Annotated in this window: 21 protein-coding genes; 7 read left to right on the top strand and 14 right to left on the bottom strand. The window is 71.2% G+C overall.

Going from position 1 to position 17924, the window contains the following annotated elements:
• Window positions 1-57: 57 nt before the first annotated feature.
• Both C8250_RS24170 and C8250_RS24165 read left to right on the top strand, forming a co-directional pair.
• Window positions 58-1107, top strand: coding sequence for a C40 family peptidase (locus C8250_RS24170; RefSeq protein WP_138354075.1), 1050 nt, complete (start codon window positions 58-60; stop codon window positions 1105-1107).
• 237 nt (window positions 1108-1344) lie between these two features.
• Window positions 1345-2628 carry a PP2C family protein-serine/threonine phosphatase gene (locus C8250_RS24165; RefSeq protein ID WP_138354074.1) on the top strand — a complete coding sequence of 428 codons (1284 nt, stop codon included), beginning with the start codon at window positions 1345-1347 and terminating at the stop codon, window positions 2626-2628.
• Between the two features lie 18 nt (window positions 2629-2646).
• On the opposite strand, the gene C8250_RS24160 is transcribed toward C8250_RS24165, so the two are convergent.
• The 5 genes from C8250_RS24160 to C8250_RS24140 all read right to left on the bottom strand — a co-directional run bounded on the left by C8250_RS24160 (window position 2647) and on the right by C8250_RS24140 (window position 6019).
• On the bottom strand, window positions 2647-2988 hold the full coding sequence (locus C8250_RS24160) for a DUF2516 family protein (RefSeq protein ID WP_138354147.1): 342 nt from the start codon (window positions 2986-2988) through the stop codon (window positions 2647-2649).
• Between the two features lie 151 nt (window positions 2989-3139).
• Window positions 3140-3694 carry a hypothetical protein gene (locus C8250_RS24155; protein WP_138354073.1) on the bottom strand — a complete coding sequence of 185 codons (555 nt, stop codon included), beginning with the start codon at window positions 3692-3694 and terminating at the stop codon, window positions 3140-3142.
• 76 nt (window positions 3695-3770) lie between these two features.
• On the bottom strand, window positions 3771-4193 hold the full coding sequence (locus tag C8250_RS24150; RefSeq protein ID WP_232485410.1) for a helix-turn-helix transcriptional regulator: 423 nt from the start codon (window positions 4191-4193) through the stop codon (window positions 3771-3773).
• Between the two features lie 94 nt (window positions 4194-4287).
• Window positions 4288-5589: an RNA polymerase sigma factor gene (locus C8250_RS24145; protein ID WP_138354072.1), complete on the bottom strand. Its 1302-nt coding sequence runs from the start codon at window positions 5587-5589 to the stop codon at window positions 4288-4290.
• Window positions 5590-5665: 76 nt separating this feature from the next.
• Complete coding sequence (locus C8250_RS24140; RefSeq protein WP_138354071.1) at window positions 5666-6019, bottom strand: YciI family protein; 354 nt, start codon at window positions 6017-6019, stop codon at window positions 5666-5668.
• A gap of 198 nt (window positions 6020-6217) precedes the next feature.
• Here C8250_RS24140 and soxR point away from each other — a divergent pair, with 198 nt between their 5' ends.
• Together soxR and C8250_RS24130 are read left to right on the top strand one after the other, a co-directional pair.
• Window positions 6218-6673, top strand: a complete 456-nt coding sequence (gene soxR / locus C8250_RS24135) for a redox-sensitive transcriptional activator SoxR (protein ID WP_138354070.1) — start codon at window positions 6218-6220, stop codon at window positions 6671-6673.
• Between the two features lie 93 nt (window positions 6674-6766).
• Window positions 6767-7321 (top strand): DinB family protein, encoded by a 555-nt coding sequence (locus C8250_RS24130; protein WP_138354069.1) that lies wholly within the window; start codon window positions 6767-6769, stop codon window positions 7319-7321.
• 102 nt (window positions 7322-7423) lie between these two features.
• Here C8250_RS24130 and C8250_RS24125 read toward each other — a convergent pair whose 3' ends face one another.
• Window positions 7424-8458 carry an aspartate-semialdehyde dehydrogenase gene (locus C8250_RS24125; protein ID WP_138354068.1) on the bottom strand — a complete coding sequence of 345 codons (1035 nt, stop codon included), beginning with the start codon at window positions 8456-8458 and terminating at the stop codon, window positions 7424-7426.
• Window positions 8455-9369, bottom strand: a complete 915-nt coding sequence (locus C8250_RS24120) for a dihydrodipicolinate synthase family protein (protein ID WP_138354067.1) — start codon at window positions 9367-9369, stop codon at window positions 8455-8457. The genes C8250_RS24125 and C8250_RS24120 overlap by 4 nt, the downstream gene beginning before the upstream one ends.
• A 149-nt stretch (window positions 9370-9518) precedes the next feature.
• Between C8250_RS24120 and C8250_RS24115 the strand changes: the two genes are divergently transcribed.
• Window positions 9519-9941: a GNAT family N-acetyltransferase gene (locus C8250_RS24115; RefSeq protein WP_138354066.1), complete on the top strand. Its 423-nt coding sequence runs from the start codon at window positions 9519-9521 to the stop codon at window positions 9939-9941.
• Here C8250_RS24115 and C8250_RS24110 read toward each other — a convergent pair.
• From C8250_RS24110 to C8250_RS24100, 3 genes are all read right to left on the bottom strand, one after another.
• Window positions 9901-10962: a phosphotransferase gene (locus C8250_RS24110; RefSeq protein WP_138354065.1), complete on the bottom strand. Its 1062-nt coding sequence runs from the start codon at window positions 10960-10962 to the stop codon at window positions 9901-9903. The genes C8250_RS24115 and C8250_RS24110 overlap by 41 nt on opposite strands.
• A 210-nt stretch (window positions 10963-11172) precedes the next feature.
• Entirely contained in the window at window positions 11173-11838 is a 666-nt protein-coding gene (locus C8250_RS24105; RefSeq protein ID WP_187144967.1) for an HAD-IA family hydrolase, read from the bottom strand.
• A gap of 65 nt (window positions 11839-11903) precedes the next feature.
• Window positions 11904-12779: a GntR family transcriptional regulator gene (locus C8250_RS24100; protein ID WP_187144966.1), complete on the bottom strand. Its 876-nt coding sequence runs from the start codon at window positions 12777-12779 to the stop codon at window positions 11904-11906.
• A gap of 267 nt (window positions 12780-13046) precedes the next feature.
• Here C8250_RS24100 and C8250_RS24095 point away from each other — a divergent pair, with 267 nt between their 5' ends.
• Window positions 13047-13205 carry a hypothetical protein gene (locus C8250_RS24095; protein ID WP_187144965.1) on the top strand — a complete coding sequence of 53 codons (159 nt, stop codon included), beginning with the start codon at window positions 13047-13049 and terminating at the stop codon, window positions 13203-13205.
• A gap of 23 nt (window positions 13206-13228) precedes the next feature.
• Here the strand turns inward: C8250_RS24095 and C8250_RS24090 are convergent, their stop codons facing one another.
• The 3 genes from C8250_RS24090 to C8250_RS24080 form a co-directional block, all read right to left on the bottom strand.
• Complete coding sequence (locus tag C8250_RS24090) at window positions 13229-14473, bottom strand: GNAT family N-acetyltransferase (protein ID WP_138354062.1); 1245 nt, start codon at window positions 14471-14473, stop codon at window positions 13229-13231.
• A gap of 122 nt (window positions 14474-14595) precedes the next feature.
• On the bottom strand, window positions 14596-15552 hold the full coding sequence (locus C8250_RS24085; RefSeq protein WP_187145376.1) for an asparaginase: 957 nt from the start codon (window positions 15550-15552) through the stop codon (window positions 14596-14598).
• A gap of 82 nt (window positions 15553-15634) precedes the next feature.
• Window positions 15635-16186 carry an ABC transporter substrate-binding protein gene (locus C8250_RS24080; protein ID WP_138354146.1) on the bottom strand — a complete coding sequence of 184 codons (552 nt, stop codon included), beginning with the start codon at window positions 16184-16186 and terminating at the stop codon, window positions 15635-15637.
• A gap of 279 nt (window positions 16187-16465) precedes the next feature.
• On the opposite strand from C8250_RS24080, the gene dtd reads away from it, so the two are divergent.
• Window positions 16466-16891, top strand: coding sequence for a D-aminoacyl-tRNA deacylase (gene dtd / locus C8250_RS24075; protein WP_138354060.1), 426 nt, complete (start codon window positions 16466-16468; stop codon window positions 16889-16891).
• A gap of 48 nt (window positions 16892-16939) precedes the next feature.
• Here dtd and C8250_RS24070 read toward each other — a convergent pair whose 3' ends face one another.
• Window positions 16940-17908 (bottom strand): glycine cleavage T C-terminal barrel domain-containing protein, encoded by a 969-nt coding sequence (locus C8250_RS24070; RefSeq protein ID WP_138354145.1) that lies wholly within the window; start codon window positions 17906-17908, stop codon window positions 16940-16942.
• Between the last annotated feature and the right edge of the window lie 16 nt (window positions 17909-17924).

Here is a 17924-nt window from a genome sequence, read left to right as displayed (position 1 = left end):
GCACCATCCCCACCCATGTGACGATCCTGACGACCCGTCAGATACGAGGTGGTGACGATGGTGGCGAAACCATCGCGCGGCGCGACCGTCGTGTGTACGGCCCTGCTCTGCGCGGCAGCGACGCTGGCGGTGCCCGGGGCGGCGCACGCCGACCGGCCCAGGACGCTCGCCCAGGTGCAGGCCGAGGTGAACACCCTCTACCGTCAGGCGGAAGCGGCCACGGAGTCGTTCAACGCGGCCGAGGAGAAGGTGCTCGTCCAGCAGAAGAACCTGGTCGCGCTCGCCATCTCGCTGGACAACGCCCAGACGCGGCTCGGCACGCTGAACGACCAGGTGGGCGCGATGGCGCGGGCGCAGTACCGCAGCGGTGGGATGCCGGACGGGATACAGCTCGCGCTGTCCTCCGACCCCGACACGTTCCTGGACGACGCGAGCCTCGCGGAACGCGGCGCGCGGGCCGCGAACACCACCATCAGCGACCTCAAGTCCACCAAAGCGGCGCTGGACGGCTACGCGCACGCGGCCACCGCCGAATGGGAGGCCCTGGTCGAGACCCGGAAGAAGTCCGCGGCCGCCAAGGCCCAGGTCGAGTCACGGCTCGCGCAGGCGAAGGCGCTGCTGGCCTCGTTGAAGGAGCAGGAGCGCCTTCGGCTGCAGCGGCTGGAGGACGAGACCGCGTACCAGGCGCAGTTGGCGTGGACGCGGAGCGACGCGGCGAAGAAGCTGGCACAACTGCCCAAGGCGGCGGGCGACGCGAGCGCGCAGGGCAGGCGTGCGGTGGCGTTCGCGGCGGCGCAGATCGGCAGGCCGTACGAGTGGGGCGCGGACGGGCCGTCCTCGTACGACTGCTCCGGGCTGACGCAGCAGGCGTGGGCGGCGGCGGGCCGGAACATTCCGCGGACGTCGCAGGAGCAGTGGCGGCTGCTGCCGCACGTGCCGGTCGACCTGATGCGTCCCGGGGACCTGATCATCTACTTCGACGACGCCAGCCATGTGGGGATCTACGTCGGGGACGGCGCGATCGTGCACGCCCCGCGGCCCGGCAGGAACGTCACCGTGGCGGGGGCGGGCTCCATGCGAATCCTCGGTGTGGTCCGTCCCGGGTGACCGTCCCGGGTGACCGTCCCGGGTGACCGTCCCGGGTGACCGATGTTGCACATGTTGTGAATGAAGTACGGAGGCCGGGTGACGTTTGTCATGCCCGGATCGTCGTATCGGAGCTGAAATCCCCTCCTGACCGCTGCATATGACACAGGCGGTTTACCTCGTGGCCTCCCGCCACACCGCGCGCTGCCGCTATGGTCGCCTGTCAATGACCCTCGGGGGGAGGGAAGGATCAGTCCGATGACCGCAACAGAGGTACCGCGCGCCGGTGAGGCGGACGGCTTCGCCGTGCTGCCCGTACCCCGGCAGCGCCAGGACGCCTCCGTGCCGGCGCTGACGCTGCTGGTCATCGGTGACGATCCGGCGGGCACCTTCACCGCGCCCGAGCTGTTCGACGGCGGCGGGACCCGGGTACGCATCCGCCGGGCCCGCAATCTCACCGAGGCCGAGCGGCTGCTCACCGACGACGTGCACTGCGTCCTGCTGGTCCTCGACGGCGACGGGCTGGAGAGCCTGCGCCGGCTGCTGCGCCTCGCGCCCACCACGGCCGTCCTCGTGCTGACCGGGGAGGATGCGGGTGAAGTGGGCGAGCCCGGTGAGGCGGTACGGATCGGCGCGCAGGACCATCTCTCCCGCGACGAGCTCGACGGCTCCCATCTGACCCGGGCGATCCGCTACGCCGTCGAGCGCAAGCGCGCCGACCTCGCGCAGCGCCAGCTCACCGAGACCCGGCTGCTCGCCCAGGAGAACTCCCGGCTGGAACGCGGACTGCTCCCCACCCCCCTGCTGGAGGGCGCGGATCTGCGCTTCGCGGCCAGGTACCGGCCGGGCCGCAGCCGCGCGCTGCTCGGCGGCGACTTCTACGACACGGTGCGCACATCGGACGGCACCGTGCACGCGATGATCGGCGATGTCTGCGGGCACGGCCCGGACGCGGCCGCGCTCGGTGTCGAACTGCGGATCGCCTGGCGGGCGTTGACGTTCGCCGGGCTCAGTGGCGACCTGCTGCTGAGCACCCTGCAGAAGGTGCTGGAGAACGAGCGCGCCGACGACGAGATCTTCGCGACGCTCTGCACGCTGGACATCGCACCGGACGGCGGGCGCGCCGATCTGTATCTGGCCGGGCACCCGGCCCCGCTGCTGACCGGCGCCGACGGGGTGCCGCGACTGCTGCCGTACGAGGCGGGCGGCCCGGCGCTCGGGCTGCTGCCGCAGGCCGCGTGGAGCCGGATCGAGGTCGAACTGGGCGCGTCCTGGAGCCTGATGCTCTACACCGACGGGCTGATCGAGGGCCGGATCGGCCAGGGCACACAGCGGCTCGGCCAGGACGGGATGGTCGGGATGATCACCCGTCAGCTGGCCGGCGGACTGCGCGGCGAGGACCTGCTGGACGCGGCCGTCACCGAGGCACGTGAGCTGAACGGCGGGGAGCTGACGGACGATGTGGCCGTCGTGCTGCTCGACCGCGTCGCCCCGGCCCGGATCCTCGGCCTGCCGGCCCAGATCCAGCGGTCCAGCGGCTGAACGCGGTCCCCGCGGGTTTCAGCGGCTGAACGGTCCGTAGGGGCCGTCACTGCTGCTGCCGCCACCGCGCCGGTCGCCGCGGCCGCCGCCGGAGACCTGCTTCAGGGCCGGGCGGACGTCGACCATGTAGACGATCACCGCGATCAGGCCGATGACCGGCAGGAACGAGAAGATCGAGAAGAACTTCATCACCACGGCGGCGAGCCCGAGAACGATCAGCCAGAACGGCTTGGTCTTCTTGTCCGCCGCGCGGTAGGCGTCCTCGCGGCGGATCGCGGAATCGATGAACGCGAACAGCGCGAAGAGGAACAGCCCCCATGACAACAGGGCCAGAACCCCGAAGAACCCCGTGATCAGCACGCCGTCCACCGCCTTGTCCGTATGGCCGAGCTCGTCCGTACGCCCGGGAAACCGTCGCCGCCACCGTACCGGTCCTGCAGGGACAACGGGCCGGGCACGCGCTGCGTGCCCGGCCCGTCCCGCTGAGAGGCGTCCTGCTGAGAAGCGTCCACTACTCGGCCGGCTTGGCCGCCGGCTTCTTGGCGGGGGCCTTCTTCGCGACGGGCTTCTTCGCCGGCGCGGGCACCGAAGCCTCGGCCGCGACGGGCTGGGCGGCCGGCCGCGGGTCGGGCTCGACCGCTACGGCGATCTCCTCGATCTCGTCGGCCACCTCGCCGCGCCAGGTCGCCACGGCGCCCTTGCCGCGCTCGGCCAGCGTGCCGTAGGTCTCCTGGACCTTCACGGCGGCCTCGGCGGCCCGGCCGACGCCCTGGAGCGCGAAGTCCTGGACGGACTCGCCGATCTTCTTCAGGTCCAGCTCGACGGAGCCGAAGGCCTCGGTCACCTTCGTCTGGGCTTCCTTGGCCTGCGCGGTGACGCGGTCCTGGAACACCTTCGTGTCGGTGTTGCGGATCTTCTCGAACCGCTCGGGGGCCTCGGCGCGGATCTTCTCGATCAGCGCGGGCACCCGCTGCAGCTTCTCGGCGGCGAGGTCGGCGGTACCGGCCACCGCGTAGAGCGGAGTCGGGTCCTTGAGCGTCTTCACAATGTCATCGGTGATCGCCATGAGGGTCCTCCCGGACGGGGGTTGTCGGCGCGTGGTCATGCGTACGGTCTGCTGGGCGCGCTGCCATGCGCGCCGGTCAAGCGGTCTTCGGCTGCACCGGGTCCGCCGGGAACGGGTCCGCCGGCAGCGGGTCCGCGGGCACCGGCTCCTCCACCACGGCGTTCTCCTTGCGGAACGACTCGTAGATCTGGATCAGTACCTGCTTCTGCCGTTCGTTGATCGTCGGATCGGCCAGGATCGCCGCGTGGACCTCCAGCTCGTCCCGGTCGCGCTCCTCGAGCATTCCGGCCTGGACGTACAGGGTCTCCGCGGAGATCCGCAGCGCCTTGGCGAGCTGCTGCAGGATCTCGGCGCTGGGCTTGCGCAGCCCGCGCTCGATCTGGCTGAGGTAGGGGTTCGAGACCCCGGCGGCGTCCGCGAGCTGCCGCAGCGACAGCTGCGCGCTGCGCCGCTGCTCCCGCAGGTACTCGCCGACGTTGCCGACGTTCAGTGAAGCCATGTCCCGATGCTGCACCATCGTTGCTAACTATTGCAAGCACATCGCTTGCAAAAGGCTCGATTGCGCCGTGTGAGAGCCGTCACGGCCTAACGCCTCACCCCGTCGGGGCGGTTCCGGCCCTGCGGCGTGCGCAGTCCGCCACCCGCTGTTCCAGCAGGGTGCGCTCGCGGGCGTTGCGGGTGAGGGCGGCGGCACGGGTGAACTCCTGCCCCGCCTCCTCGTAGCGGCCGAGCCGGGCGAGGAGATCGCCGCGGACGGTCGGCAGCAGGTGGTAGCCGGCCAGGGACGGCTCGGAGGTCAGCGTGTCGACGAGCTCCAGCCCGGTGGCGGGCCCGTACGCCATGGCGAGGGCGACCGCGCGGTTCAGCTCCACGACGGGCGACGGGGCGCGCGCGGCGAGCTGTTCGTAGAGCCCGGCGATCGCCCGCCAGTCGGTCTCCTCCGGGGTGCGGGCGCGGGCGTGGCTGGCGGCGATCGCCGCCTGCAGCGCGTACGGGCCGGGCGGGCCCCCGAGCACTGCGGCCCGCTCCAGCGCGGCGAACCCGCGGCGGATGAGCAGCAGGTCCCAGCGCGAACGGTCCTGGTCGAGCAGCAGGACCGGCTCGCCCTCCGGTCCCGTCCTGGCCGCCGACCGTGAGGTCTGGATCTCCATCAGCGCGACGAGGCCGTGCACCTCGGGCTCCTTCGGCATGAGCCCGGCCAGCACGCGGCCCAGCCGCAGCGCCTCCGCGCAGAGCGCGGGACGCATCAGGTCGTCGCCGGCGGTCGCCGCGTACCCCTCGTTGAACACCAGGTAGATGACCTCGAGGACGGACGACAGCCGGTCGGCCAGCTCCGGCCCGGCCGGCACCTCGTAGGGGACGCGGGCCTCGGCGAGCGTCTTCTTGGCCCGTACGATCCGCTGGGCGACCGTCGACTCCGGGACGAGGAACGCGCGCGCGATCTCCTCGGTCCTCAGCCCGCCCAGCAGCCGCAGCGTGAGGGCGACGCGCGCCTCGGTGGAGAGCACCGGATGGCAGGCGGTGAAGACCAGCCGCAGCAGATCGTCCTCGATGTCACCGTCGAGAACGGCCTCGACGTCGGCCGGCGCGCCGTGCCCCGCGGTCTCCAGCTCGTGCCCGAGCACGTCGATCCTGCGGGCGAGCCGTTCCTTGCGGCGCAGGAGGTCGATCGCGCGGTGCTTCGCGGTGGCCATGAGCCAGGCGCCCGGGTTGTCCGGGACGCCCGACCCGGGCCACTGCTCCAGCGCCGCGACGAGGGCGTCCTGCGCCAGCTCCTCGGCGAGGCCGATGTCGCGCACCAGCCGTACGAGACCGGCGATGAGCCGCGCCGACTCGATCCTCCACACCGCCTCGATCGCGCGGTGGGCGTCGGGGTGGGCGCTGGGTTCCGTCATGGCGACCCATCAGAGCACCCTCGTCAGCGCGACGGCAACCTTCCGCGGGAGGAGTGCGGCGGGCCGCCGGAGGCGGTCAGTCGTTCGGCCCCTCGATCTGCCGGATCTCCGACACGATCTCCCAGCCGTCACCGTGGATCCGCAGGAAGCGCGAGGCCCATTCCAGCGCCTCCTCCTTGCTCTTCGTCTCGATCATCGCGTAACCGCCGATGACTTCCTTCGCCTCGGTGAAGGGCCCGTCGATCACGGTCAGCTTGCCGCCGGAGAGCTTGATGCGGGTGCCCTCCGCGGTCGGCCGCAGACCGCCGGTGTCGAGGAGCACCCCGGCCTTCGTCATCTCCTCGATGAGCTTGCCCATGTCCTCCATCAGCTGCTCGCTGGGGACCATGTCGGTGTTCTCTTCGATCCTCAGCATCATCATGTAGCGCATCGCGGTGGCTCCTTCTCGTACGTTTTCCGTCGTGCGAACCCTGCTCCTACTGATGCGTCGAACGGGAGACGTCCGGATCGACACGTCCGCGAAAGTTTTTTCCGGGTGCTGTCGGGAGGGGTCCGCGGACTCCTCCCGACAGGGGTCCGCGGGCCAATACCTCAACGTTGGTTCATATCCGGCGCTACTGTGGCGGCCATGACCCAACTCCCCTGGAACGCCAAGGAAGCCACTGTCGGTGAACTGTCCGACCGCAGCGGCGTCCCCCCGTCCGCGCTGCGCTTCTACGAGCGCGAGGGGCTCATCCGCAGCCGGCGCACCTCGGGGAACCAGCGCCGCTACAGCCGCGACACGCTGCGCCGGGTCGCGTTCATCCGGGTCTCGCAGCGGGTCGGCATCCCGCTGGCGCGGATCCGCGAGGTCCTCGGTCTGCTGCCGGAGGGACGGACGCCGAACCGCGCGGACTGGGCGAACGTCTCGGAGTGCTGGCGCGACGACCTCAACAGCCGCATCGCCCAGCTGGAGCAACTGCGGGACCATCTCACCGACTGCATCGGCTGCGGCTGTCTGTCGATCGACAAGTGCCATCTGGCCAATCCGCACGACGCGCTCGGCGAGCAGGGGCCGGGGCCGCGCCGGCTGCTCGGCGCCTGACACCTTCCCGCTGCCCATGTGCGGATGCGGACAGAATCTGACCGCATGGATCTCTAGAGTCGAGGTATCGAGACCGAGCGAGAGGTGGCCGTCATGCCGACACTGGTGCACACGGGAAAGACCGGCGAGCAGAGCGAGCGGGACGCCCTGCTGGCCTTCCTGGAGGCACAGCGCGGCGCCCTGCGCCGGGCCGTCCTCGGCCTGACCGACGAGCAGGCCGCGTCCCGGCCGAGCGCGAGCGAGCTGTCGCTGAGCGGGTTGATCAAGCACGCGCTGGGCTGCGAGGACAACTGGGTCCAGACCACGCTGATGGGGCGGCCGCCCGCCCGCAAGCGCGACGAGTCGAACTGGCACGAGGACTTCCAACTGGTCGGCGAGGAGACCGTGGCCGGGGTGCTGGAGGAGTACGAGGCCGTGGCGCGGCAGACCGAGGAGACCATCCTCAGCCTGCCGGACCTGGAGGGCAGCGTCCCGCTGCCGGAGGCGCCGTGGTTCCCGGCCGGGATGCGGGTCAACGCCCGCTGGGTGCTGCTGCACCTCATCGAGGAGGCGGCCCGGCACGCCGGACACGCGGACATCATCCGCGAGTCGCTGGACGGGAAGACGTCGTACGTGCTGATCGCCGAGGAGACCGGCAAGGCGTTCTGACGGCGGTCAGCACGTACGGGCGTCGGCGCGGTGACGCTTCGGGTGCGCGGTGGGGCTCGGGGACCCTTCCGTGCCGGGCTCAGGGACCCTTCCGCGCCGGGCTCAGCGCGCGGCGGTCAGTTCCGCCGCGACCAGCTCCGCGACCTGGACGGCGTTGAGGGCCGCGCCCTTGCGGAGGTTGTCGCTGGAGCAGAAGAGGGCGAGGCCGTTCTCCACGGTCTCGTCCCGGCGGATCCGGCCGACGAAGGTCGGGTCCTGGCCGGCCGCCTGCAGCGGGGTGGGGATCTCGGAGCGCTCGACGCCGGGGGCGGCGGCCAGCAGCTCGTAGGCGCGCTCGACGCTGATCGGCCGCTCGAAGCGCACGTTGACCTGCAGCGAGTGCCCGGTGAAGACCGGCACGCGCACACAGGTGCCCGAGACCTTCAGCTCCGGGATCTCCAGGATCTTGCGGCTCTCGTTGCGGAGCTTCTGCTCCTCGTCGGTCTCGAAACTGCCGTCGTCGACGATCGAGCCGGCCAGCGGCAGCACGTTGAACGCGATCGGGCGGGCGTAGACGCCCGGCTCCGGCAGCTCGACGTTCTCGCCGCCGAAGGCGAGCGCGGCGGCCTGGTCGGCGATCTTGCAGATCTGGCCGTCGAGCTCGGCGACGCCGGCCACCCCGGAGCCGGAGACGGCCTGGTAGGTGGTGGCGATCAGCGCGGTCAGGCCGGCCTCGTCGTGCAGCGGGCGCAGGACCGGCATGACGGCCATCGTCGTGCAGTTCGGGTTGGCGATGATGCCCTTGGGGCGGTCCGCGATCGCGTGCGGGTTGACCTCGGACACGACCAGCGGCACCTCGGGGTCCAGCCGCCAGGCGGAGGAGTTGTCGATGACGACCGCACCGGCCGCGGCGACCTTCGGCGCCAGCGCCCGCGAAGCGGCGCCGCCCGCCGAGAACAGGACGATGTCCAGCCCGGAGTAGTCGGCCGTGGCGGCGTCCTCGATGACGATCTCGCCGTCCTGCCATGGCAGTGTGCTCCCGGCCGAACGGGCCGAGGCGAACAGCCTCAGCTCCTTCACCGGGAAGGCGCGCTCGGCGAGCACCTTGCGCATGACTCCGCCCACCTGGCCGGTCGCTCCGACGATTCCGATCCTCATGACGCCTCTCCGATCAATGCGTGCGTACGGACCCGAGTATCCCCCGCCGCGTCCCATGCCCGGAGAGCCGTCTCAAGCGATGGGCCGCCGGCCGGCAGCAGCGGCAGCCGTACGCCGGGTCCCGGGATGCGGCCGTGGGCGTGCAGCACGGCCTTGATGACGGTGGGATTCGGCTCGGCGAACACCGCCGCCGCGAGGGCCGCCAGCCGGTGCCCCAGCGCCCGGTCGCCGGTCCTGGCCAGCTCCACCCAGCGCTCGGTCAGCAGATGCGCGGAGGCGAGCACGGCACCGGCCGCGCCGAGGGCGAGCAGCGCGGGGGCGAAGACGTCGTCGCCCGCGAGGACGGCGAAGCCGGGCAGCTCGGCGCCGAGCAGCGCCACCGTGTCCTGGTCGATCCCGCCGACCGCGTGCTTCACCCCGACGACGCCGGGGATCGCGGCCAGCCGCAGCAGCGCCTCGATGCCGAGCGTCTGCCCGGTGCGGTACGGAATGTTGTAGATGATCAACGGCACCGGGCTGTCCGCCGCCAACGCCTCGACGTGCGCGACCACCCCGGCCTCGGAGGGCCGGGTGAAGTACGGCACAGGAACGAGCGCGGCCGCCGCCTCGGTGCCCGCGAGCGCGCGCAGCTCCGCGCCGGAGCGCCGGGTGTCGTTCGATCCGGCGCCAACCGTCAGCCAGGCCCCTCGCTCCCGGCACACCCTGCCGACGATCGCGGTGACCGTGCCGCGCTCCTCCGCGTCGAGCGTCGCGGCCTCGGCCGTGGTGCCGAGCGCGACGAGTCCGGCCGCGCCCCCGTCGAGGGCGCTGTGCGCGAGACCTTCCAGCGCGGCGGCGGCCACCGTCCCGTCGGCGTCGAAGGGCGTGATCAAGGGCACGTGGATGCCGCCGAGCGGCCGGTCTAGGTCCATCCGTCGAGCGTGACGCACAACGACAGTAAAGGTCCAGTTAATAGTTCTCCGCTGCATAGGTAAGCAACGCTGCACCGATGTGCGGCACCGACCCGGATGACGCGGATATCGGGTCGACGCCACCGCCCCCGCCTGGCAGCCTCGCCGCCATGGACGACGACACCTATGAGATCTCGACGGACCCCGCCCGGCTGGATGCCGCCCGCATCCACCACTGGCTCTCCACCGACGCCTACTGGGCGCTGGGCCGGAGCCGCGAGAAGCAGGACAGCGCCATCGCGAACTCACTCAACTTCGGCCTCTACGACACCGTCTCCGGCGCCCAGCTCGCCTACGCCCGTGTCGTCACCGACCACACCACCTTCGCCTGGCTCTGCGACGTCTACGTCGACCCGGCCACCCGCGGCAAAGGCCTCGGCGTCGCCCTGGTGACCGCCGTCCGCGACCACCTCGCCCCCTCCGGCCTGCGCCGCATCCTCCTCGCCACCGCCGACGCCCACGGCGTCTACGCGAAGATCGGCTTCGAACCGCTCACCGACCCGGCCAAGTGGATGGCCCTCGGCCTGCAGTGACGGGCGAGGCGTGCCGGCTGTGCCACGCCTCGAAGGCGGCCTCCACGGCCACCCGGGAGGGGACCTTGTCCAGGCCCAGTGGCTCCTGCGCGTCCCGCAGCGCGCGCACGACGACGGCGGCCACCTGCCCCAGCTGCGCGTAGTCGAGTGCGGCGTCCAGACCTGTCGCCCCACGGATGACGTCCGTGATGACGGATTGGACGCGCTTGTAGGCCAGGTAGTGCGGCAGATCCTCACCGGCCCCCCGCCCGGCCTCCTCCCCCACCGCCCGCAGCCAGCGCGCGATCATCTCGCGCCGCTGCGCACTCGGATAGCGCATGAGGTGCAGATGCGTGGCGAGGTCGTACAGCGGATCGCCGATCAGGGCGAGTTCCCAGTCGATGGTCCACAGCGCGTCGGCGCTGTCCACGATGAAATTCTCGCAGTGCAGGTCGCCGTGGAGCAGACGGAACGAGCGCGGGGTCAGTTCCGGCAGACGGCCCTCGAAGGCGCTCAGCGCGTCCTCGCGCACGTCGAGGTCGGCCAGCAGGCCGGAGAACCTCTCGCGGTGGGGCGCGTAGACGTGTTCGAGGGTGAAGTGCACGACCCGGCGCAGGAATCCGGTGGAGCTCTCCGCACGGGGCAGGTCGTCACAGGTGCAGAGGCGGAGCCGTTCCTTCGGAAGCCGGGCGGTGTCGCACGCCACGAGGTGCTGGAACAGCTCCTCGATCTGGTCGAGGAATCCCGCAGCCACCGTTCTGCCGCCGCTCGCGCTCCGCAGACTGCCCAGTGTCCGGCCCTCGATGAAGACCGTGGTGGACATGTGGTCGTCGATGACGGCGACCGGCGGGATATGCGGGATGCAGCCCTGGAGCGCGGAGATCAGCTGGTCCTCCGAGGGGAACAGCCGCAGGTCGAACCAGAAGACCCCGGGCCTCGGTTCACGCAGCTTCAGCCGGTGGAACTGCAGGCCGGGCCGGGACACGGCGTCCGGGCTGACCGCGTAGGTCACATTGTGGTAGCCCGGAAAGGGGCCCTCCACCCGGTCCGTTCCCGCTGGGGGACGGAGCCTCGCCACTGTCGTCGTGGTCACCGGATTCCTAGGCTGTGTCTGACGGTGTCGGAGAACTGCTCATGAGAAATACTGATGAGAACCGTCCGCCCCACGCGGCGTGTGTGGCGTCGACAGTAGTGGCCGAGCACCGTCCCACGTCACCCTTAACGGACCCCGTACGCACTTAACGAACCACGGTTACGGTTGCCGGCGCTCTTCTTGCCGACGCTCTTCGAAGAGGTGCACGAGCGCGTCGGTGATGTGCCTGGCTCCGGCGTCCTCCAGCTCCCGCTGCTTCCTGGCGTCGTTCGCATAGCCAAGGAAGGTGACACCGGCTCCTTGAGCCGCGCTGCAGTCGTCGGCGGAGTCGCCGATCATCAGGCAGTCGCGAGCCCGTGCACCCGTAGTCCGCATCGCCTCTTTAAGGCAGGACGGATCGGGCTTCATCAGGAGGGTGTCTCCGAGCCGCCCGTGCACATGAGCGCCGAAGAACTCGGCCAGCCCCATGCGCCTCAGATACAGATTAGCCGCGGCGGCGGAGTTGTTGGTCGTCACCGCGACCTTCTTGCCGTGTCCGACAAGCCACACGACCAGTTCGTGCGCGTGTTCGGTCGGCACGGCGGAGCCGGCGGCCCGGATCTCCTCCGTGGTGAGGAGCCGGTCCAGTTCGGCGACCCGATGGGCCGAAGGAGTGCCCTCGTAGGCCCGCGCCGTGTCCCGCAGCACCTGGAGCGGGTTGTCCGGGTCGCTCAACGGTGGTGCCAGCCCCCAGCTGTCGATACTGCGCCGCAGGACGCGGGCCACCTCGTGCGCCTTGTGGTTGCCGAAGAGGCTGGCCAGCGGACCGTCGAAATCGAACAGCACACATCCAGCGGCGGCTATGAGTTCTCGACGGGCCCGCCGGCCAACGGCGGAGGACGGGCGGAAGGTCACTCGAAGAGTCTCAACGGCTCGGCAATGGTTGACCAGATGGAATCGAACCAATCCTGCGACCGCCTCACGTATTCGGCGCTGTACGGGTCGGGTCCCGCCCCGGCCGCGGAGTAGTGGAAGAGGGTGGCCCCGAGCCCCAGGAAGTCATAGATCTCCATGTCCTCCCCGCGGTAGGACACGGTGCGCTCGACAACCTTGTAGTAGCCGAAGAGCGCTTCCGTCCCGTTGAGCAGGTAGAGCTTGTTCACCGGGCTGACCTTCACGGATCTGATCTCGACGGACACCTCGGTCACCAGGCCCAGGTCCTTCAGCCGGCCGACGGAGCTCTGCAGGCCGGTTGCGTGGCTCTGCGCCAGCCGCCGCAGCCGCTCCAGCGGGCGCCCGTCCCCCGGGTCGCCGACGAGCCGCGGAACGGCCAGCTGGGCGCCCGGCTCCGGCAGCAGCAGCCGCACCGCCACGGACTGCGGAGGGTCGATCTCAGCTGCCTGGATGCTCCGGATCGGGCCCTGCAACGCCGAGTTCAGCGTCTCCGCGGTGAGCGAGAAGGAGTCCAGGGTGACCCGGGGCTCGCGGAACGCGGCTTCGAGATGCTCGGCCAGCTCGACCCCCGCCGGACCGGGCCCCGAATGCGACCGCCCCTCGTGGTCCGGCCGGGACGAGGTCCCACCGCGCAGGACGTACGACCCCCGGCCGCGCTGGGAGTCGATGTAGTCGCCCTTGCGGAGCTCGTCCAGGGCCCGTTGAACGGTGGCCCGGGACACCTTGAACCGCCTGCTCAGGGCGTCCTGGGTCGGGATCTGATCGCCGGCGGCCAGCACCCCGCTGTCCATCTCGGCACGTAGTTCATTCGCGATGCGCCGAAAGGGCGGCACCGCGCCATCATGCCCCGAGCTTGTCGGACTCATGCATTCCAGGCTACAACTCTCCATCAACTTATGGGAGTTGACTGACTCGAGTTTGTGGATCTCAGTCAACTGGGGAAAACACGAAGTAGTAGCTCAGTCGACTTCCGACTTGCAGATGAGTTGTCGAAGTTGACGCAACGGGGGTCAGCGTCATCAACCGTCCAACGGCGTACGGGACATACCGCCACCACCCGCCTTCTGCCACCGCTCAGCGCCACGAAGGAGGGACCTGCCATGCCCGTTCTCGGATTCGCTTTCGAGCAGTTCGTCCAGTGGAGGTACGGCGCCGCCTGGGCTGTCGTCTTCGGACTGATCGCCCTTGACCGCAAGGACCGGGGCACCACCTACACCTGCATCGCGCTCACCGGGATCGCGATCCTGATGGCGCAGTAGGCCGCCCCCGCGGGGCCCGGCGGTCAGAAGCCGTCCGGGGTCCAGGGGCGGCGGGGGGTGCGGAAGAGGGTGTCCGCGCGGGTTGCCGCACCGGGGCGTTCCTCGGTGACGCGGCCCAGGGCGGTCAGCCGCAGGACGGACTCGTCGCCCAGGTACAGCGTTCCCAGCTCGGCGATGTCGAAGGAGAGATCGGCGTCGTCACGGGTCGGGGTGCAGGTGGCCCTGCCGTCGGCGTCCGTCTCCAGGCGGAAGCGGCCGCCGGCCAGGTCCGCGGCGTCGTGCAGGTCCAGGACGAGGGAACCGGCGCCGGTGTAGGTGCGGGCCTCCAGGGCGCGCGGGGTGTCGAGGACCCGGAGCCACATGAAGTCGGCGTTCGTCTCGACCTTGGCGGAGCGCGGGTCGCCGAGCAGCAGGGGCATGATGTCGTCGGGGGCGCGATAGCCGGACTTCAGCTCGGTGACCCAGTCGACGGAGAACAGATAACGCCACAGCGCGAGCTCGGCGGCCGGGGAGGCCGCGATCAGCTTGCCCGTCTCCAGCGTCACCCTGGGGAACTTGTTCGACCACCGGTGGTCCGTGATCGAGTACGTGGCCAGGCCGTCGACCTGGCCGGAGGCGTCCCGGTACACCGCGTAGAAGGGTTCCTTCCAGGGCATGGACGGGAACGTCAGCAGGCCGGTGTCCATGTCCCACCACCGGTCGGTGCGGTCGATCGCCCCGGGCGTCAGCCGCCGGACCCGCTCATGGAGTTCGGGGCCGATCTTGCGGATCTCGGCGGGCGTCATCAGGTCGACCCTGCCCTCGGCGGGCCCCGCCCAGCGGCGGTCGAGACCGGACCGGGGGACGTCGACGTCCCACTCGTTGATCCACGTCGCCGGGCCGAAGCCGTAGCGGCCGTAGATCGGGTACTCGGCGGCGATCAGGATCGCCACCGCCTCGCCGCGCTCCTTGGCGTCCGTCAGGTCGCGGGACATCATGCGGGTCAGCAGGCCGCGTCTGCGGTGCGTCGCGGTGACCGAGACGTTGGTGACGGCACTGGCGGCGAGCAACTCGCCGCCCGGCGCGGTGAGCTCACGCGGCATGCTGCGGAAGGTGGCCACGCAGCGGCCCTCGTCGAACACGCCCTGGGTGCGTTCCAGGTCGATCCCCGGCCTGCGGGCGGTGACCTCCTCCGGGGTGACGGTCGGCGGCATCAGGAACGCGTTGTTCAGCGCGCGCAGCCATTCCGGCAGATCCGATGCGGCGAGGGTGCGGAGGTCGGGGCTCATCTCTCGAACGTATGCGGAGGCGGGGTGACGCGCATCCGGATTTTCCGCGGAGGAGGGGCGATTGACGTGACCACCGGTGCGCCGGGCGCGACGCGGCCGTCCCGTCGTTGGCCCGCCGGGCCTCAGAAGACCGCGCGCACCTCGCCGACCCGTTCCCCGCCGCCCAGCAGCGGCGAGTCGGCGATCCGGGCGAGCACCGGCGAATCCACTCCCAGCAGCTCCAACGCCCTTGCCAGCACCGGCCCGAGCGCCCGTCTGCTCCCGTCGTCGACCTTGAACGCCAGCGCCCGGCCGTCCGGCAGCGCCACCGCCTGGACCGACTCCGCGCCCACCTTGGCGAGTACGCCCGGGACTTCCCGCATCAGCCAGGTGTCCGCCCGCCGGGTGCCCGCGACGTACTCGGGGTGGGCCCGCATCGCGTCGGCGACCTTCCGCTCGGGGGTGCCCTCCGGTGCGCCGACGCAGCGGGCGAACGCCCGCGCCAGCCCGGTGAGGCTCAGCGCCGCGACCGGCGCCCCACAGCCGTCGACGCCCACCCGCTCGACCGGTTCGCCGCTCAGGTCGCCCAACACGTCCAGCACCAGGCGTTGCAAGGGGTGGCCGGGGTCCGGATACGTCTCCAGGGGCCAGCCGTTGACCACACAGGCGGCGAGCATCGCGGCGTGCTTGCCGGAACAGTTCATGAGGATCCGCTCGCGGCCGCCGCCGTCCCGCAGCCACTGTTCCGCCGCCTCGACGTCCAGCGGCAGGTCCGGGGGATTGCGCAGCGCCGACTCCGTCAGGCCCGCGCCCGCCAGGATCTTCCGTACGCCCTCCACATGGAACGGCTCGCCCGAGTGGCTGGCCGCGGCGAGCGCCAGCAGTTCGCCGTCCAGACCGACCCCGGCCCGCAGCATCGCCGCCGCCTGCATCGGCTTGTTGCACGACCGGGGGAAGACCGGCGACGTCACGTCGCCGAGCGTCGGCCCGACGCGGCCGTCCGCGTCCAGCACGACCAGCGAGCCGCGGTGCAGCCCCTCCACGAAGCCCGACCGGACGACTTCCGCCAGCACCGGATGGGGACGCTCCACCGCGCTCAAGCCCGCGCCCCGGTTCGCGCCCCGGCCCGGGTCCTGACCCGGGTCCTGGCCTGCCGCTGCGGTTGACCGGTCGTCATCGCCGTCAGCCCTCGGCGAGCAGGTCGTCCACGCTTGCTTCCCCGTCACGGTATCGGCGGGTGATCTCCGCGCTGCAGCCGTCGACCGTCCGCTGGAGGGTCTGCCGGCGCCGGGAGACCTGCTGCTCATGGCGGACGAGGCGCCCCATTCCCTCGTGCAGGTCCTGGTCCGTCCGGGCGTCGAGGTCCGACAGTTCGACCTCGGAGAGCATCTCCTCGGCCAGCCGCCGGACCCGCTCGGTGAGCGGCGTGCCCAGCGTCACGTGCCGGGCGGAGGAGCGGTGCAGGGACGGCGCGTCGGTCAGGATCTCCGGCAGCCGGTCCAGCAGCGGAGCGTCCGGCGCCGTGCGGCGCCCCAGCTCCGCCCGCAGGATGTCGATCCGGCCGTGCAGCAGTCGGCGCACATACGACAGATCCGCCTCCTCCTGCTGCGCGTCGCGTCGCAGGGTGCGCAGGGCGCCGAGGCCCAGCGCCCCCATCTCGGGCTCCGGGACGTCCGCGGCGAGCGGGCTGCGCGGACCCGGGGGCCGCGGCCCCAGTGCGTCGGCCTTCAGCATGTGATGGCCCTTCTCGATGGGCGCGGTCGGTGCGATCGGTGCGGTGGTACCGGATGTCTCTCCAGCGCCGGGTGTGGTCATGCCTGTCGTCCCCTCGTCGCGGCCGGAGCCGCCCAGGTTCCGATGGTCCCACTGCCTGCGGACACCCCGCAGCGACTCTGCACCCGAACGGCCCCGACGGCGGGCGTGCTTGGCGTCCAACCGGGCGTACGACCTGCGGTCGCGTGCGCCCCCTCACCCGTGCGAGTGGTGTTGGCACATGCACGGGACAATGCCCGTATGCGAGCGGTTGCCCAACGGGTCAGTGAAGCGAGTGTCGTGGTCGGCGGAGAGACGGTCGGGTCGATCACCGGGCCGGGATTGTGCGTTCTGGTGGGGGTGACGCACGACGACACCCCGGAGAAGGCGGCGCAGCTGGCCCGCAAGTTGTGGAGCCTGCGCATCCTGCCGGACGAGAAGTCCTGCTCGGACATCGGCGGCCCGCTGCTCGTCATCAGCCAGTTCACGCTTTACGGTGACGCCCGTAAGGGGCGCCGCCCCACCTGGAACGCCGCCGCGCCCGGCGAGATCGCCGAGCCGCTCGTCGACGAGGTGGTGAAGCAGCTGCGCGCGCTGGGCGCGGACGTGGAAACGGGCCGGTTCGGCGCGGACATGAAGGTCTCGCTGACGAACGACGGCCCGTTCACCCTGGTCATCGACATCTGATCGCCGCGGCGGTCACCGCGGCGTCATCGCGGCGGTCATCGCAGGGGACTACGGCGCTACGACGATCTCCTGCGACGCGACCGTCGTGTCGGCCAGCAGCGTCGCGTCCGCCGCCGTGTTGCGCTTCACCAGGGCCAGCGCGATCGGGCCCAGCTCCCAGTGCCGGGCGGAGGACGTGACGAAGCCGATCTGCCGGCTCTCCTCGCCCTCGGAGGCGATCCGGACCGGGGAGCCGTGCGGCGGGAGCTTCACCTCGCTGCCGTCCAGGTGCAGGAAGACCAGACGGCGCGGGGGCTTGCCCAGGTTGTGCACCCGGGCGACCGTCTCCTGGCCCCGGTAGCAGCCCTTCTGCAGGTGGACGGCGGTCTCCAGCCAGCCCAGCTCGTGCGGAATGGTGCGGTGGTCGGTCTCCAGGCCCAGCCGCGGCCGGTGCGCCTCGATCCGCAGCGCCTCCAGCGACAGCGACCCGATCGGCCGGCCCGCGCCGGCCGCGAAGGACTCCAGCTCGGCGCGCGGCACGAAGACGTCCCGGCCGTACGAGGTCTCCCGGACGGCCCAGCCCTCCGGGACGGCCGTGATGGCGCCCGCGGGCAGATAGACGACCGCGTACTGCTCCGACGCGTCGGCCGCCTCGACCTTGTAGAAGAACTTCATGCTCTCCAGGTAGGCGAGCAGGGCGCCCTGCGTGCCGGGCTCCACGTGGATCCAGGTCGTCGTGCCGTCGTCCACGAGGTAGAGCGCGTGCTCGATGTGCCCGTGCGCGGTGAGGACCAGCGCCTCGGTGGCGTGGTGGGCGGGAAGCTGCTCGACGTGCTGGGTGATCAGCAGGTGCAGCCAGGCGAGACGGTCCTCGCCACTGACGGTGAGGACACCGCGGTGCGACAGGTCCACGAAGCCCGTCCCGTCGGCGAGCGCCCGCTGTTCACGGAACAGGTCGCCGTAGTGCCCGGCGACACCCTCGTCCGGCCCCTCTGCGGGGACGGCACCGGGAAGCGACAGCAAAGGACTCTTCGACATGACGGTCATGGCGATA

Source organism: Streptomyces sp. So13.3 (genome assembly GCF_005860785.2).
In the GTDB taxonomy this organism is placed as follows: Bacteria; Actinomycetota; Actinomycetes; order Streptomycetales; family Streptomycetaceae; genus Actinacidiphila; species Actinacidiphila fildesensis.
Note: the sequence above shows the minus strand (reverse complement) of the source record. Positions and strands in the feature narration are given on the sequence as shown.